13 protein-coding genes are annotated in these 17,296 nt (G+C 58.1%); 4 read left to right on the forward strand and 9 right to left on the reverse strand.

Annotated features, from left to right (window positions below; translation table 11 throughout):
* Positions 1–23: 23 nt before the first annotated feature.
* From ACR0BI_RS04275 to ACR0BI_RS04300, 6 genes are all read right to left on the reverse strand, one after another.
* The gene (locus tag ACR0BI_RS04275) at positions 24–1,421 is read right to left on the reverse strand and encodes an amidase (protein WP_480561371.1); all 1,398 of its coding nucleotides are present in this window, start codon (positions 1,419–1,421) and stop codon (positions 24–26) included.
* 118 nt (positions 1,422–1,539) lie between these two features.
* On the reverse strand, positions 1,540–2,247 hold the full coding sequence (locus tag ACR0BI_RS04280) for a M50 family metallopeptidase (protein ID WP_223117911.1): 708 nt from the start codon (positions 2,245–2,247) through the stop codon (positions 1,540–1,542).
* Positions 2,248–3,375 carry a peptide chain release factor 2 gene (gene prfB, locus ACR0BI_RS04285; protein ID WP_170566005.1) on the reverse strand — a complete coding sequence of 376 codons (1,128 nt, stop codon included), beginning with the start codon at positions 3,373–3,375 and terminating at the stop codon, positions 2,248–2,250.
* Positions 3,376–3,464: 89 nt separating this feature from the next.
* Positions 3,465–5,951, reverse strand: coding sequence for a penicillin-binding protein 1A (locus ACR0BI_RS04290; protein WP_480561370.1), 2,487 nt, complete (start codon positions 5,949–5,951; stop codon positions 3,465–3,467).
* A gap of 95 nt (positions 5,952–6,046) precedes the next feature.
* Positions 6,047–7,267, reverse strand: a complete 1,221-nt coding sequence (locus ACR0BI_RS04295) for an N-acetylmuramoyl-L-alanine amidase (protein WP_480561369.1) — start codon at positions 7,265–7,267, stop codon at positions 6,047–6,049.
* A 66-nt stretch (positions 7,268–7,333) separates the two neighbouring features.
* The gene (locus tag ACR0BI_RS04300) at positions 7,334–8,497 is read right to left on the reverse strand and encodes a pyridoxal phosphate-dependent aminotransferase (RefSeq protein WP_480561368.1); all 1,164 of its coding nucleotides are present in this window, start codon (positions 8,495–8,497) and stop codon (positions 7,334–7,336) included.
* On the opposite strand from ACR0BI_RS04300, the gene ACR0BI_RS04305 reads away from it, so the two are divergent.
* The 3 genes from ACR0BI_RS04305 to ACR0BI_RS04315 all read left to right on the forward strand — a co-directional run bounded on the left by ACR0BI_RS04305 (position 8,496) and on the right by ACR0BI_RS04315 (position 11,729).
* Complete coding sequence (locus ACR0BI_RS04305) at positions 8,496–9,881, forward strand: M48 family metalloprotease (RefSeq protein ID WP_480561367.1); 1,386 nt, start codon at positions 8,496–8,498, stop codon at positions 9,879–9,881. The two genes, ACR0BI_RS04300 and ACR0BI_RS04305, sit on opposite strands and share 2 nt — an antisense overlap.
* A complete protein-coding gene (locus tag ACR0BI_RS04310) occupies positions 9,878–10,636 on the forward strand; it encodes a DsbA family protein (RefSeq protein WP_480561366.1) in 759 nt (252 codons plus the stop codon). The genes ACR0BI_RS04305 and ACR0BI_RS04310 overlap by 4 nt, the downstream gene beginning before the upstream one ends.
* Before the next feature lie 67 nt (positions 10,637–10,703).
* Positions 10,704–11,729 (forward strand): agmatine deiminase family protein, encoded by a 1,026-nt coding sequence (locus ACR0BI_RS04315; protein ID WP_480888625.1) that lies wholly within the window; start codon positions 10,704–10,706, stop codon positions 11,727–11,729.
* 6 nt (positions 11,730–11,735) lie between these two features.
* On the opposite strand, the gene ispG is transcribed toward ACR0BI_RS04315, so the two are convergent.
* The 3 genes from ispG to hemA all read right to left on the reverse strand — a co-directional run bounded on the left by ispG (position 11,736) and on the right by hemA (position 15,496).
* Complete coding sequence (gene ispG / locus ACR0BI_RS04320) at positions 11,736–12,857, reverse strand: flavodoxin-dependent (E)-4-hydroxy-3-methylbut-2-enyl-diphosphate synthase (protein ID WP_170396552.1); 1,122 nt, start codon at positions 12,855–12,857, stop codon at positions 11,736–11,738.
* 70 nt (positions 12,858–12,927) lie between these two features.
* Entirely contained in the window at positions 12,928–14,142 is a 1,215-nt protein-coding gene (locus ACR0BI_RS04325; protein ID WP_480561364.1) for a helix-turn-helix domain-containing protein, read from the reverse strand.
* Positions 14,143–14,272: 130 nt separating this feature from the next.
* Positions 14,273–15,496 (reverse strand): 5-aminolevulinate synthase, encoded by a 1,224-nt coding sequence (gene hemA / locus ACR0BI_RS04330; protein ID WP_170646341.1) that lies wholly within the window; start codon positions 15,494–15,496, stop codon positions 14,273–14,275.
* A gap of 302 nt (positions 15,497–15,798) precedes the next feature.
* Between hemA and ACR0BI_RS04335 the strand changes: the two genes are divergently transcribed.
* The gene (locus tag ACR0BI_RS04335) at positions 15,799–17,184 is read left to right on the forward strand and encodes a dipeptidase (protein ID WP_480561363.1); all 1,386 of its coding nucleotides are present in this window, start codon (positions 15,799–15,801) and stop codon (positions 17,182–17,184) included.
* Positions 17,185–17,296 lie beyond the last annotated feature (112 nt).

Here is a 17,296-nt window from a genome sequence, read left to right on the forward strand (position 1 = left end):
TTTTCTCCTCCCGGGCGGTTGTTCTACATGGCGGGTCGTTTCTGAGGCCAAAGCGTTGCAGAATGATATGCCGCCCCAATCGACAAGATCCGCGCATCTGCACCACGCGGACCGAACAGCTGCATTCCCATCGGCAGCCCTTGTGCTCCAAAACCGACAGGCGCACCCAGACAGGGCAACCCCAAAAGGCTGACGGGTGTCACGACCTGCATCCAGCGATGGTAGGTATCCATCCCCTGCCCCTTGATTTCGGTTGGGTACGGCGTTTCAAGTTCGAACGGCCAGACCTGCGCTGCGGGCAACACCAAGGCGTCATAGTCTTCGAAAAGCTCCACCGCCCGCTTGTGCCAGTCAGACCGGTTCACACTGGCCCGGTGCACATCCATCGCGCTGAGCGCCAGGCCGCGCTCCAACTCCCATTGCGCGGTATCTTTGAGTGATGATTTCTTCTTGGCCAAAGGCTCCAACCCTGCGGCCACTGACCAGGAGCGCAGAGTAATCCAACTGTCCCAGATCAGGTCCGCGTCAAACGGTGGTGCAAGCGCCTCAACGCGCGCACCGCGTTCTTCGAAAACGTGCAACGCATCGCGGCATAGCGCGAGGATACCCTCTTCGCACGGAAACGCCCCGCCCCAGTCGCCCAACCAGCCTATGCGCATCCCTGTCAGATCAGCCGCTTGAACGGGCGACACGCGCTCGACCTCTGTGCTTAATGGCATCCTTGGATCGGGGCCGGATATGACGTCAAGCAATAGCCCGATGTCTTCAGGGCTGCGCGCCATAGGCCCCAGAGTTGAAAGCTGATGCAGATAACCGTCCCCCACTGGCTCAGACGGAACGCGCCCCCAATTTGGCCTGAACCCGTATACGTTGTTCCATGCGGCCGGGTTGCGCAGGCTGCCCATCATGTCCGAGCCGTCCGCCAGCGCCAGCATTCCCGTCGCCAACGCCACTGCTGCACCGCCCGACGAACCTCCACAGGTTTTCGTGGGATCATAAGGGTTGCGTGTTGCACCATAGACAGGATTGAACGTGTGCGAACCCAGTCCAAATTCCGGCGTGTTGGTCTTACCGATCAGAATTGCCCCAGCAGCCCTTAGCCGGGCGGCCAGCAGATCGTCAGTTTGCGGCACATGATCCTTGAACAATGGCGAACCCTGCGTCGAAGTGATCCCTGCCACATTTACCAGATCTTTCACCGCTATCGGCAACCCGTGCAGCGCGCCGCGAGGTGACGCGGCATCCGCCGCCCGCGCCTCGGCCATCAAAGCGTCTTCATCCCGCAGCGCGACAATCGCGTTTACCTCACCGTTCACCTGGGCGATCCGATCCAGCGTCGCGCGCATCAGTTCTGCAGCTGAAAGCTGTCGGCGGGACAAGGCGTCAAGAATGTCCGTCGCGGATGCTCTGGTCAAATCCATGCGGGTTGGTCCTTTGGCTGCTCGTCATCAGCCTAGCGACGTGCTCGGACCATTTAAAGCCACTGTTTAAATGTATCTTTTTAGAATTTCGCGAAGAAGAGCGGCGCAAGAGCGCGCATCATCTGATCCTGAGGTCGATCCGCACATTGCTATTGCGGCCCAGCACATTCTTCAGACCAAAGACGATCATCACCAGACTAAGCACCAGCCACAACCCGCCCCACATCATGGTGGTTCCGCCGAATTCTTCAGCCAGCATATATGCATCTGATCGCAATCCCGCGCGTCGGATCGTGTCATCGAAAATGTCAAACGGAACGTAGATCATGCTGGTCAGCCCGATGACCCGTAGAATCAGATCACACAGGTTGCGGTTCAGGAACCACGCGGTGGCCAGCATCACCGCTCCACAGCCCGCGCTGAACGCCATGGCAAACGGTTCCCGGATATACAGGAGCGCAACAATCAGCATGACTCCCCCAAAGAGACCAAGCGCAGCCCGATCGGCATTGGTGCGCAGGGCGATCATCAGCAGGCCCATCCCAAGCATCAAGGACCCAAGATATCCCGCTGACAGACTGACAAACCGATTGCCTCCTCGGCCAATAACCAGGCCACCTTGTTGTGGAGAGACCGAGAAACTTTCAACCGAACCACCGGTCAGGATAATGGCACCGGCATGCGAAAGCTCATGCAGGAACACAACCAGGATTTTCAACGGAAGCACCAGCATCGTGTTCCAGAACACAAACACCAACGCGACAATTGCGATCAATTGCCAGTGGCCCTTGATCAGGTTCACAGCCGAGGTCAGGGACTGCCGCAATTAGCCGTCGCCCTGTGCCTCGGACCGGCTTTTGCCCGAGACATTCAGGGCCAGTGTCGCCGCCATGAAACCATCCAGATCACCATCCAGCACACCCTTGGTGTCCGATGTCTCGTGATTGGTCCGCAAGTCTTTGACCATCTGATAGGGCTGCAGCACGTAAGACCGGATCTGGTTGCCCCAGCCCGCATCACCCTTGGCTTCGTGGGCGGCGTTAATCTCGGCGTTTCTGCGATCCAGCTCTTGCTGGTACAGCCGTGATTTCAGCGCCTTCATGGCAATATCTCGGTTCTGGTGCTGCGATTTCTCGGAACTGGTCACCACAATTCCGGTTGGAATATGCGTAATCCGAACCGCCGAGTCCGTCGTGTTCACGTGCTGACCACCCGCGCCCGAGGACCGGTAGGTATCAACGCGAATATCCGATGGGTTCACCTCGATCTCGATATTGTCGTCCACCACAGGATAAACCCAGACCGAACTGAACGAGGTATGCCGCTTGGCCGCCGAGTCGAACGGAGAGATACGCACCAAACGGTGCACGCCACTTTCCGATTTAAGCCAGCCATAGGCGTTGTGGCCAGTGATCTTGTAGGCGGCGGACTTGATCCCCGCCTCTTCCCCCGCTGTCTCGGATTGCAGTTCGACCGTATAGCCTTTTTTCTCGGCCCAGCGGACATACATCCGCGCCAGCATCGAGGCCCAGTCGCAGCTTTCCGTACCGCCTGCGCCCGAGTTGATCTCAAGGAAGGTATCATTGCCGTCCGCTTCGCCATCAAGCAGCGCCTCAAGCTCTTTCTTTGCGGCCTTGGTCTGCAGCTTTTTGATCGCTTCTTCGGCGTCGGTTACGACCTCTTCGTCCTCTTCCATCTCGCCCAGTTCGATCAGCTCGATATTGTCGCTGAGATCGGTCTTGATGGATTCGTAGGTCTCGATGGCATCGACCAGCAACTGCCGTTCGCGCATCAATTTCTGCGCGTTCTCGGGATTGTCCCACAGGTTCGGATCTTCAACACGCGCGTTGAATTCCTCCAACCGGTGCGGCGCTGTTTCATAGTCCATGCGCTGCGCCAGCAGCTCCAGCGACTTTTCGATTTCCGCCACAATATTCTGGGTTTCGGCGCGCATGGTCAGGTCCCAACTTGCTCAATCAGGTGTGCGTGATAGCAAGTGGTGCGAGGTACCACAAGACGACTGAGCCGGGAAACTTGGGCGGATCAGTAAAGCCCGCCGCCCTGCAGATCGCCCTGGCTGGCATTGGGGCCAACGGTGATCGTATCCCCGGTTGAGGTGGTCACCTGACGGCCCGAACTTGCCTCTTCAAACAACGGCAGGTCAGATCCCATCGCGAAGCCACCGTCATAGACGCGATCGATAAAACCATCCACGCCATCACGGAAATACTCGGCGACCACATATTCTCCACTCGCGTCTTCTGGCAGGCGCGCGCCGCTGAAACGGTCAATCTTGATGAAATGGCCACCCGGAGGCACCTCGAACGGGCCACCGCCGTATTTCTCGACTGCTTTTTCCATAAAGCTTTGGAACACAGGACCGCACAAGGTGCCGCCGTAGGCTCCTCGGCCCATAGGGCGCGGGCGGTCATAACCGATGTAGCAACCGGCCACGATATTTGAGGTGAAACCGATGAACCACGCATCCTTGGATTCGTTCGTGGTGCCGGTCTTGCCCGCTGTGGGCACGGGCAGGTTCACAACACGTGATGCAGTGCCGCGATCAACCACGCCCTTCATCATCGACGTCAACTGGTAGGCGGTGATGGCATCCATGACCTGGCTGCGATCGGTGAGGATCGTGGGCGACTCATCAGGCTCAAGCCAGCTAGAGTTACAATCGACGCACTGGCGATCGTCATGGCGATAGATGGTCTTGCCGAACCGGTCCTGAATACGGTCAACCAGTGTGGGTTCAACCCGCTCGCCACCATTGGCGAACATCGCATAGGCAGCGACCATTTTGTACAGCGTAGTCTCTTCAGACCCTAGCGAGTTCGCAAGGAACGCACCCATCCGGTCATAAACGCCAAACCGCTCGGCATAACCTGCGACCACGGGCATTGTGACTTCTTGCGCCAGACGGATGGTCATCAGGTTCCGCGACTGTTCGATCCCGGTACGCAAGGGCGTTGGACCGTAAAACTTGTTCGTCGAGTTTTTGGGACGCCACAGGCCCTGCGGTGTATTCACCTCGATCGGCGCATCCACAACGATCGTCGCGGGGCTGTATCCGCTATCCAGAGCAGCGGCATAAACGAATGGCTTGAAGCTGGACCCGGGCTGGCGCTGCGCCTGAGTGGCGCGGTTGAACACGGTGTCCTGATACGAGAACCCACCCTGCATCGCCAGAACACGGCCCGAATTTACGTCCATCGCGACAAAGCCGCCCTGCACTTCTGGCACCTGACGGGCAGACCACTGCCCCTCTTCGCCAGCCATTACCAGAATGACATCGCCGCGTTTGAAATTGTCCTGGAAGTTGCCCTGCATCCATTTGATGTCTTCGCGCGGGACGGTGCCATCTGCTGGGCCATCTTCGATCCCGACGGTCAGGGATTGGTCGGCCACGTTCAGAACAACGGCAGGATACCACTGCGTCGGCAGCACCACGTCGCGGGGGATTTCCATGATCGCCAGCGCCTCGCGCCACTGTGCTTCATCCGCCAGCTTCTCCTCGGCGATGACCTCGCCTGTGCCGCGCCACCGCCCACGAGAGCGGTCGTATTTCTGCAGCGCCGTGCGCAGGGCTTTCGCCGCTTCGACCTGCATTTCCTCATCCACCGAGGCGCGTACGGTGAAACCGCCAGTGAAGAACTCACCCTCGCCAAAATCCTCGCTCAACTGGCGACGGATTTCGTCGGTGAAATAGTCACGCGGCGGCAGTGCAGTGCGGAAGCTTTCAAAATCCCCGTTCTGAACCGAACGCAAAGGCATCTCGACTTCGGTCTCATAGGTGGCCTGATCGACATAGCCGTTCTGCTGCATCTCGCGCAGCACATAGTTGCGGCGGTTCAGCAAACGTTCTTTCTGCCGCACAGGATGGTAGTCCGATGGTGCCTTGGGCATCGCCGCCAGCATCGCGGCTTCATGCGGGGCCAGTTCCTGCAGAGTTTTGTTGAAATAGGTCTGCGCAGCAGCGGTCACACCATAAGAGTTCTGGCCCAAAAAGATCTCGTTCATATACAGCTCGAGGATCTGTTCCTTGTCCAAGGTATCCTCAAGCCGGGTGGCGAGGATAATTTCCTTGATCTTGCGCTCGGCCCGGCGATCACCGGACAAAAGGAAGTTCTTCATCACCTGCTGCGTGATGGTTGACGCACCACGAACGGTTTCGCCTTTAGTGCGCACTGCCTCGACCCCGGCAGCAATGATCCCACGCGGGTCATAACCCTGATGAGTATAGAAGTTTTTATCTTCCGCCGAGATAAAGGCCTGTTTTACCAGATCGGGAATTTCCTCGGACGGCGTAAACAGGCGGCGCTCCTGCGCAAATTCGTCGATCAGCTGGCCCTCACCCGAGTAAATCCGGCTGATCGTCGGTGGTTTGTATTGTGCCAATGACTCGTGGCTGGGCAGGTCTCGGCCATACATCCAGAACACCGCGCCAACGACCAGCGCGGCCATAAAAATACCTAAGGTCACGAGACTGAAAATTGCCCCGAAGAACGAAAGAATGAACCGGATCACGTTACTGCCTTTTACTCGCGATGACGCCTATATAGTGTCGCCCCTGCGCAGGGTCAAAACACGAAAGGCTACAATGGCTGTTTTGCGCCGCTGCGTCATTGTCCGATCAGAGATCGCTTCACCAGATCGTCCCGACGCCAGTTCTCAAGCCCCTGCACAAGCCCATGCGCCATGGATGCGCGCCAGTTTGGATCAGAGATGTTCTTGAAATCGCGCGGGCTGGACAAAAAACCCAGCTCAACCAGAACCGACGGGATATCTGCTGCCTTCAACACCGAAAACGACGAAGAACGTAGCGGACGACGATTCATCGGGCCTCCCTGCTGCGTCATTCCATCCACCAGCGAGCGCGCCAGTGCGCTACTGCGTGGTACGGTCTCTTGCCGAGCCAGATCCAGCAACACATCAGCGACCTGATCGTCTGCACCGCTGAGATCAATACCTGCGATCAAATCACTCCGGTCATGCCGTTCGGCCAGCTTTTGACTGGCAACGTCTGAAGCTTCCTCTGAAAGAGTGTACACGACCGACCCATGCGCCAGCCCTTCGGAAAGCGAATCCGCATGCAGTGAGATAAACACGTCGGCCCCGGCCTGATGTGCCAGCGAGATACGGCGTTCGAGCGAGACGAATTGATCGTCAACACGCGTCATCACCACTTCGAAACCGCCGGTACGCAGCAGCGCCTCTCGCAGCTCTCGCGCGAAGGTCAGCATCAGTGTTTTCTCATTGGTATCAGCGAATTCTGCCCCGGGATCAATGCCGCCATGCCCGGGATCCAGCATGACCCGTACCGCCCGCACGCCGTCGCGCCGCGGCATTGCCGGTGTCACTGCGGGTTCCGGCAAATCCCAGCCAGGCTGACGGGGGGCACCTGCGCTGGCTGCAAAACTGTCAAAATCAGTGCCTTTCAGGTGCAGCGATAGTTGAGCAGTGCCCGTCGCCTGATCAACCCGCAGATCAGCTGTTTCCACCGCCAGCGGAGCGCCCAGCTCCAACACCAGACGCGACCAACCGGGCACGTATGCGCCGAATTGAACACCGCTGATCCGGCTGGTTTGCAGAAAGGTCTCGCGGTTCAGGCCAGACCAGTCGACCTCTTGGAAATCCAGCACCACGCGGTATGGATCGCGCAGCGTGAACACGCGGTATGGCACGCCTTGAGTCAGCCCAAGTTCGACCCTTACGCCGGTATTGCCATCATCGACGATGCCGCTCTGGTCCGGAAGGACGCGTGCGAGCGCGCTGAAGTCCTGCGCGACAGCGACACCGTTCAACGCCCAGATCAGGGCGATTGCGTAGAAAATCCTGCTCATGGCCTCAAGTTATCCCGAGATCGTTTGAGGCAGAGCCTATCGCATGACGCCGCCTTTGTGAACGCTTTAGGCCGATTGCGGGATCGCACCTCGCTTGGCCATAAAACGTTGCAGCCGATCCAGCCCCTCCTGAATGTCTTCGGTCGATCGCGCATAGGAAAATCGCAGCGTCGTGTGCCCGCGCACCGGGTCGAAATCCAGCCCCGGCGTCACGGCAACCCCGGCTTTGTCGAGAATCTCGGCTGCAAATGCCCGGCTGTCGTCGGTCAAGTCTGAGACATCCGCGTAAACATAAAACGCCCCATCCGGGGGTGCGATATTGGTAAATCCGGCCTTGGGCAACCCGTCCAGCATCAACAAACGATTGCGGCGGTATACATCCAGATTGGCCTGCAATTCGTCGTCACAATCCATAGCTGCCAATGCGGCCACCTGACTGGCGTGAGGCGCGCAGATGAACATGTTCTGGGCAATCCGCTCAACCACCCGTACCTGATCTTCGGGCACAACCATCCAGCCAACGCGCCAACCGGTCATCGAGAAATACTTGGAGAATGAGTTGATCACATAGCACTCATCCGTCAGCTCGAGCGCAGTGACGGCCTTGGCCTCGTATTCCAGCCCGTGATAAATCTCGTCACTGATGAACGATGCACCCTGCCCGTGCGCCGCATCGATCAGCGCCTGCATCGCCGCATGATCCAGCATTGTCCCAGTCGGGTTGGCAGGCGAGGCAACCATCAATCCCTGCAAATCAAGCCCCGTGAAATCGGCGGGCACCGGCTGCAGCCGGTTTTCCGGTGCTGTCGGCAAGTCTACCGGCACCAAACCCAATGCTTTCAGGATTTGCCTATATGAGGGATATCCCGGGGCACCAATCCCCACCCGATCACCGCTGTCGAACAGAGCGGTAAAGGCGAGCAAAAACCCGCCCGATGATCCCGGTGTGATGACCACCCGTTCTGGATTGAGATCAACGCCATACCATTCACCATACATCTGCGCGATCCGCTGACGAAGAGCGGGCAAACCCAAAGCCACCGTATACCCAAGCGGCCCTTGTTCCATGGCCTTCGCCAATGCTTCGGTTGCCCCTTTGGGTGCGCCGGTCCCCGGTTGACCTACTTCCATGTGAACGACATGCCGCCCGGCTTCTTCCGCCTTGCGCGCGGCCTCCATCACGTCCATCACGATGAAGGGATCGACCCCGGAACGGGTTGAGTTTCTCATGGCCATCTCCCATGTTGCAGCCATGGCTTTTGAACGCTTATCCCGGCTGGCGTCAATCCCGGCCGTGTTGCTGCTGGCAGTGACATGGTCGATCAGCGCCATGCAGGCCAGCGCGCAAAGCCTTATCCGCGATCCCGACATTGAACACGGGCTGCAAGAGCTCGCCTTTCCGATCCTGCGGGCCGCTGGCCTGAACACCAACCGGGTGCGCGTACTGATCGTCAATGATGGTACGTTCAATGCCTTCGTGATCGATTATAACACGATCTATATCAACTATGGCTTGATCCTAAGCGTCGATACGCCCGAGATGCTGCAAGCGGTGATCGCACACGAGGCCGCGCACATCGCCAACGGCCACCTGGCCAGACGCTCAGAGAACCTGCGCGCGGCGCAACGTAATGCGCAGCTTGGGACGCTTTTAGCGCTTGCAGCCGCGGCCGCAGGTGGCGGAGAAGCTGCAGCAGGAATTGCAGCGGGCACACAAGCCTCGGCGCTGCGCAGCTTTCTAGGCCATACGCGGGCCGAAGAAGCCTCGGCGGATCGAAGTGCTGCCAGCTATTTGCGTTGGGCGGGAGTATCTCCGCGCGGGTTGGTCAACCTGCACCGTAAGTTCGCGGGGCAAGAGCTGTTGAACCCCGTCAATCAAGACCCCTACATGCGCTCACACCCTACCAGCCGCGAACGTTTGCGCGCGGCCGAAGCTTTTTTGAACGAATTCGGCGACAAGGCAGAGCAAAACGCAAATGCCGATTACTGGTTCGCGCGGATCAAAGGTAAGTTGTCAGCCTTTCTTCGATCCCCGACCTGGACCATGCGTCGCGCGGGCGAAGAAAAAGATCGTGACATACGCCTGATGCGCGAGGCATCGGCCCATCATCAAAATCGCGATCTCGCCCGTGCCCGCGCCGCAATCGATGGTGCGCTGGAGATTCGCCCTGACGATCCGTTTTTTTATGAATTGAAGGGCCAGATTCTATTGGAGAACCGGCGCGTGCCCGAAGCTGTGGATGCCTACGGTGCAGCCGTTGATATGGCGCCCAACAATGCCCTGATCCTCGCCGGTTACGGACGTGCTTTGCTGGCGGATGGCAAGACGAAGAAAGCCCTGCAAGTGCTTGAAAAGGCGCGCGCACGCGACTATCGCAATGCCCGGCTGATGCAGGATCTGGGTTCTGCCTATTCGCAGGTGGGCAACAACGGAATGGCGTCTGCGGTGACTGCAGAACGCTATGCGCTGCAGGGCCGACTTGATGATGCGGGCATACATGCTAAACGGGCTGTTGCACAGCTCCCCGAAGGCTCTCCGGGTTGGCAAAGGGCACAGGATGTGTTGATTGCCTCGGAGCGCGCAAAGAAGAAGAAAAAGAGGAAACGGAAATGATCCTGAGACATGCTGCACCGGCCCTATTGGGTCTTTCCCTGATCACTGGTCCTGCGCAGGCGCTGGAATTGAACGCGATGAGCGACGCCGAGAAGGCCGAGTTTGGCGCACAAGTGCGCGAGTACCTTCTGGAAAACCCCGAAGTGATCCTCGAGGCGATCAACATCCTTGAGGAACGCAATGCCGTTGCCGAGGCTCAGGCTGACAAGGAGCTCGTCGCGGCCAACGCTGACGAGCTTTTTAATGACGGTTACAGCTGGGTCGGTGGCAATCCGGACGGCGATGTTACTCTGGTCGAGTTCATGGACTACCGTTGCGGTTACTGCCGGCGCGCCGTGCCCGAAGTGGCCACCCTGCTGGCCGAGGACGGCAATATCCGTCTTGTGATTAAGGAATTGCCGATCCTGGGCGATGCCTCTGTAGCGTCATCCCGCTTTGCCATCGCAACAAAACAGGTGGCGGGAGACGATGCCTATAAGCAGGTGCATGACGCTCTGCTGGAATTCAGCGGCGAGCCCTCCGAGGTGACCCTGCGCCGGATTTCAGATGGGCTGGGTCTGGACAGCGACGCGATCATCGCGGCAATGAACAGCGATGAGGTCACCGAAGAAATCGCAAAAACCCGCGATCTGGCGCAAAAGCTGCGGATTTCAGGCACACCATCCTTTGTTCTGGGCACCGAAATGATGCGCGGGTACCTGCCCGCAGACCAAATGCTCCAGATCGCAAATGGAGTTCGGGCAGAACAGGGTTAAGTCATCACTGTAGGTTTCCAGCATGGATCGACGGAACCTCTTACTCACTGGAGGCGCGCTGAGTTTTATGGGCCTGTCTAAGCAAACCCTCGCTCAGCGCACTTCAAACTTCTTTGTACCAGCGGAAGAAGCGCCCCACGAACGCACATTCATGCAATGGCCGGTCAGCCGCAAAGTTTACCGTGACCAGATCTTTCTGGATATGGTGCAACAAACCATCGCGGAAATCGCGAACGCCATTTCCGCCTTTGAACCCGTGACAATGCTTGCGGCGGCAAAGCACCATGCGGATGCGCGTCAAAAACTTTCCTCATCAGTCGAGCTCTGGGATGTTCCAACCGAAGATTTGTGGTGCCGCGACGCAGGTCCAATCTTCGTGATCGACAATCGAGGCGGGATTGCGGTCAGTCATATCCAGTTCAACGGCTGGGGCCGGAAACAGGTGCACAAACACGATGCGCAAATCGCCAGTAAGGTTGCCGATCACCTCGGCCTACTCCTGCTTCCGTCCGGCTTGAGGGGCGAGGCCGGTGGTGTAGAACAAGACGGGCATGGGTTGATCATGGCCCATGAAAGCTCGTGGGTGAATGAGAACCGCAATCCAGACCTGTCACGCAACGAAATTGAATCCCGATTACTGGCAGCCTATGGGGCTGACCGCATGGTCTGGTCTGATGGGGTCTGGGGCGAGGATATCACCGATTACCACATCGACAGTCTGGCGCGCTTCACCGGCCCTGGGCGCGTTTTGATCAACCTGCCAGACGAGCCGGATATGGATGATCCGTTTCATGTCGCGGCCCTTGATACTCATGACCGTCTCGTCGCCGAAGGATTGCAGGTTGTGGTGATCTCTGAACCCAATAGGCGCCGAGTTAACGATCCCGAATTCGTGGCGTCTTATGCGAATTACTATGTTTGTAATGGCGGCATCGTGATGGCCCAGTTCGGAGACCGCGAAACCGATGAGATTGCACAGATGGCCCTAGCTCGTCACTACCCCGGGCGCGAGATCATTGCATTGAATGTCGACGTATTGGGCGAGCTGGGCGGCGGCATTCACTGCGCAACACAGCAAATGCCTGTTGCATAGGCCTTGTTACTCAGCAGCTTCAGCTGCCGCATCCAGCTCTGCTGCCTTCTTTTCGACCTCTTCAACGATGTGATCAATCATCTGGTCGTTTGACATCTTGTGGCTGGCTTTGCCTGCCAGATAGACCATGCCCGAGCCTGCCCCGCCACCGGTGAAACCGACATCGGTCATCAGCGCCTCACCCGGACCGTTCACGACACAGCCGATGATCGACAGGCTCATGGGTGTCTTGATGTGTTCCAAGCGATGCTCCAACGCCTCAACCGTTTTGATTACGTCAAAACCCTGTCGCGCGCAGGAGGGGCATGAGATGATGTTCACGCCGCGATGGCGCAGGCCCAGAGATTTCAGGATCTCATAGCCGACCTTGACCTCTTCCACCGGATCAGCAGACAGGCTGACGCGGATCGTGTCGCCAATGCCCATCCACAGCAGATTGCCCAGACCGATGGCCGATTTGATGGTGCCGCTGACCAGCCCTCCGGCCTCGGTGATGCCCAGATGGATGGGCGCATCCGTCGCCTCGGCAATGCCCTGATAAGCCGCCGCTGACAGGAATACGTCGCTGGCCTTCACACTGATCTTGAAATTGTGAAAGTCGTTGTCTTCGAGAATACGGATATGCTCCAACCCGCTCTCGACCATCGCTTCGGGGCACGGCTCGCCGTATTTCTCAAGCAGGTGCTTTTCCAGGCTCCCTGCGTTCACCCCGATCCGGATCGAGCAATTGTGGTCTCGCGCGGCTTTGATGACCTCTTTCACCCGTTTTTCATCGCCGATATTGCCCGGATTGATCCGTAGACAGGCCGCACCGGCCTCGGCGGATTCGATTCCGCGACGGTAGTGGAAATGAATATCAGCCACGATAGGAACAGGGCTTTCGCGCACGATCTCTTTCAGCGCTTTTGACGAGGCCTCATCCGGGACCGAGACCCGCACGATATCCGCCCCCGCCTCTGCCGCCGCCTGCACCTGTGCCACGGTCGCAGCCACGTCGGTGGTCAGCGTGTTGGTCATGGTCTGCACGGCAATCGGTGCGTCACCTCCGACGGGCACATTGCCAACCATGATCTGGCGGGATTTGCGGCGATAGATATTGCGCCAGGGGCGCACGTGATTGAGCGACATGAGGATCGATCCGGATCAGCCTGAATTGACCCTTAGATAGTTCGCCATCCCTTGGGGAGCAATGCCAAGATCACTCGGCGGGCGCTTCTGCCGCCTCGGTCTGCAACTCGGCCACCAGTTGCTTGAGTGCGCTGTTCTGATCGGCCTCAAGATCGGCAACTGCGAAGGTTTCTGCAACGGCATCTTTTGACAGAACAACACCTTTGGCCACCGTACCCGGCGCGCCCACAGGACCAAAATGTTCGCCATTCATCGAGAAATAGACCGACCCCGCAGCTCCTGCTCGCAGTTGCGGGGGTTCCTCGGTGAGCGGCACTTCAAACGTGCTGCCCTGCTCAACGGTGCCCAGAGTTCCTTCGAAAATCACGCTGCCATCGGCTGCCGTGACACGCATCCAAGCAGGGTTCACGGCCACGATCTTCAGCGTCGTTTCCAGCTTTTCAACCACTTGAGGCAAGGCCGGGCGTTCAACCGTATGAACTTCGGTCACTTTGATTTGCGGAGGTTCAGGCGCGCGGAACGTTCCGACATTGCGCGGATCAAGGGTGGAAATCGGCGCATCCCGCGCCACCAGCACCGGCACATCAAGCGCCTGCGGACGATACAGACGATCCAGCGCTTCAGAGCTTGGCACCTCGGCGCTGGCCAGTTCGGTTCCCTCGGGCCGGGCCTGTGCGGCATCCAGCGGGTCAAGGTCTGTAAGCACGACGGGGGCCTGCTCAACCGGGCTGACCTGCACCTGCTGAATGCGGTTCAAAACCGACCAGCCCCCATAACCGATGCCGCCAATGACGGCCAACAGCACCAGCGTCGATCCAATAGCACGCGGTTCAATCTGGCTGACTACGGATTCGCGGCCCGGTATATAAGGCGTACTGGGCGAGACAAACGGATCACGTCCCATCGGCCCGCGTGAGGGCACTCCACCTTGCGCCTTTTTGACCACCGACGCCTCAGCCGACATGCCATGCGCAACCTCGAAACCGCTTTCCTGACAGAAGGTCGCAAAAGTCTCATCGGGGTTCATGCCCAGATAGCGGGCATATGAACGCACATACCCGGCGATGAAGCCGGGTGTGTCAAAGGCATCGGGATCTGCATTTTCGATGGCGGCGATGTAGTTGGCTTTGATTCGCAGTTCACGCTGCACATCCAGAAGCGACTTGCCCATCGTTGCACGTTCGCCGCGCATGACATCGCCAAGCCGTACCTCATAGTCATCAAAACCCTTGGGTCTGACGTCCATGTCTTCTTCGGAATCGCGCTGTGATCTGCGCCCAATCATTCCTGCTGCCCCATCTTTGCCTGTCGCGTGTTACGCGCAAACGTCGAATCGCCCCTATAACGATTCGTCCGCTTCTTTTGTTAGCGTAAGCTTAACACGCAGCAAACTCGTTGCACACTTTAGCGTGAGGTTATCCAGCAAGTTCGGCGCGATTTAGCGCACAATGTGACCAAAGTTCGTCCATCGCCTGCACCAGACGGTTCATTTCGTCGGGTCCATGCACCGGAGATGGCGTAAACCGCAGACGTTCGGTGCCGCGCGGAACGGTCGGGAAATTGATTGGCTGCACATAGATACCATAGTCATCCAGCAGCATATCGCTCAACTTCTTGGTGTGGACTGGGTTGCCAACGATCACCGGCACAATGTGGCTGCCGTGATCAATCAGAGGCATGCCAAGCCCTTTCAGCCTCAGCTTAAGAATGCTGGCCTGGGTCTGGTGCTGCTCGCGCAGTTCAGGCGCGCGCTTGAGATAGGCCACCGAGGCTGCCGCCCCTGCCGCAACCGCAGGTGGCAGCGAGGTAGTGAAGATGAAGCCCGGCGCATAGGACCGGATGGCATCGCACATCTTAGCGCTGGCGGCGATATAACCACCCATGACACCGTAGGCTTTGGCCAGCGTTCCGTTGATGATGTCAATGCGATGCGCCAACCGATCACGCTCGGTTACGCCCCCGCCGCGGGGGCCGTACATGCCAACCGCGTGAACCTCATCAATATAGGTCAAAGCACCGAATTCATCGGCCAGATCGCAAATCTCTTCAATGGGTCCGAAATCGCCATCCATCGAATAGACCGACTCAAACGCGATCAGCTTGGGGGCTGCAGGGTCATCAGTCTCAAGCAACTCACGCAGATGTGCCACGTCATTGTGGCGGAAGATGCGTTTGGCACCCCCGTTGCGGCGCACGCCTTCGATCATCGACGCATGGTTCAGTGCATCGGAATATATAATCAGGCCGGGGAACAATTTTGGCAGAGTGCTGAGTGTCGCGTCATTGGCGATATAGGCACTGGTGAATAGCAGTGCGGCTTCTTTGCCGTGCAAGTCCGCCAATTCAGCTTCCAGCCGTTTGTGATAGACTGTCGTGCCTGAAATGTTGCGCGTCCCGCCCGAGCCTGCGCCTGCGGCCTCCACCGCCTCGTGCATGGCCTCCAAAACAACAGGATTCTGACCCATGCCCAAATAATCATTGCCACACCACACGGTGATGTTCTGCTGCGAACCATCGGGACAAGTCCGTACCGCATGCGGAAAATGACCGTTCCGACGTTCAATATCGATAAAGGTCCGATAACGTCCTTCGTCATGCAGCCTGGCAATCGCTGTATCGAGCTGAGCAGTATAGTCCAACGGACCCTCCTTGGATGCCCGGTTATTATAGCCCCGGGCGACTTTTTTCGCCACTTCACAAGCCGGGCTGGAAGTATGGCGTCGCGTTCATCTGTCCAACTGGCCTACAGCCGAACAGCCGAACCCAACTTTGATTTGCATCAAATAACGCCAAACGCCTAAACCGACAAGCAAAGTTACGACCACAAGACGCGAGGAAACGCCGCAGGCCTTTCCCCCAGATCCAGCACAGAAACCTGCTGGACGGTACCGCCCATGCTGATAGGCTCTGTCCAATTTCAAGACCTTCCCAGGAGACCCCTATGTCGCTTGACGCTGTACTGAGCCGGATCGATACCGATCTGACCACCTCCATCGACCGCCTGATGGAGTTTCTGCGCATTCCCTCCATCTCGACTGACCCGGCCTTCAAGGACCAAGTCGACCAGGCTGCCGATTGGCTGGTGGCGGATCTGAAAAGTATCGGTATTGCAGCCGAAAAGCGCGAAACTCCGGGACATCCCATGGTCGTTGGCCATGTCGGTGAGGACAGCGGTGGGCCGCATGTTCTGTTCTATGGGCACTATGATGTGCAACCTGTCGATCCGCTGGAGCTGTGGACACGCGATCCTTTCGATCCGGCTTTGGAAGACACTCCACACGGACAGGTGATACGCGGGCGCGGCGCTTCTGACGACAAAGGCCAACTGATGACCTTCGTCGAGGCCTGCCGCGCCTGGAAAGCAGTGCATGGCACCCTGCCCTGCCGCATCACGTTTTTCTTCGAAGGTGAGGAAGAATCCGGGTCGCCCTCGCTCGTGCCATTTCTCAAAGCAAACAAATCCGAGCTTCAGGCGGATCTCGCGTTGGTCTGTGATACTTCGATGGTGTCGCGGGGGGTGCCTTCGATAGCGTCGCAATTGCGCGGCATGCTCAAGGATGAATTCACAATCATCGGTCCCCGCATCGACCTGCATTCGGGCCACTATGGCGGGCCGGGTCTGAACCCGCTGCGGGAACTGTCGCGCATCGTCGCATCCTTCTATGATGAAGAAACCGGCCGCGTCGCAGTCGAAGGTTTTTACGAAGGCGTACACGAAGTCCCGGCCGAGCAGTTGCGCCAATGGGAGAATTGCGGGTTCGATGAAACGGAATACCTGAATTCGGTTGGCTATACCGAGCCGCACGGTGAAACAGGCTATTCCACGCTGGAACAACAATGGGCGCGACCCACGCTCGAAGTGAATGGCCTTTGGGGAGGTTACAACGGCGCGGGCTCCAAAACCGTTATCCCGTCCGAGGCACATTGCAAGATCACCTGCCGCCTGGTCGGCGACATGGACCCGGACGCGCTCCGCAAAAGGATCCGCAAACATGTCGAAGAGCGCCTGTCTACGGATGCTAAAGTGGTCTGGGACAGTGATCTCGAAGGCTCGCCTGCTTCCGTGATGAACCTTAGCCGCCCAGAATTCGAAGCGGCCCGCGGAGCACTTTCGGACGAGTGGAATCGCGAGGCCGTTTTCACCGGGATGGGCGGATCAATCCCGGTGGTTGGATATTTCAATACAGTGTTGGGGCTGGATTCGATGCTGGTTGGGTATGCCAATGACGATGATGCCATCCACTCGCCGAACGAGAAATACGACGTCAAAAGCTTCCACAAAGGCATCCGCTCGTGGGCCCGTATATTGGAAGCAATAAATAAATGAGGATCCTTTGCGAGGCTCTGCCTCGCGCTCCGAGGTATTTTCGGCCAGATGAAGTACGGATCCCCTGCTTCATCTGGCTATAAATATCTCGGGGGAGTCGCTGCTTGCCGCG

It is taken from the genome of Ruegeria sp. E5 (assembly GCF_056534105.1).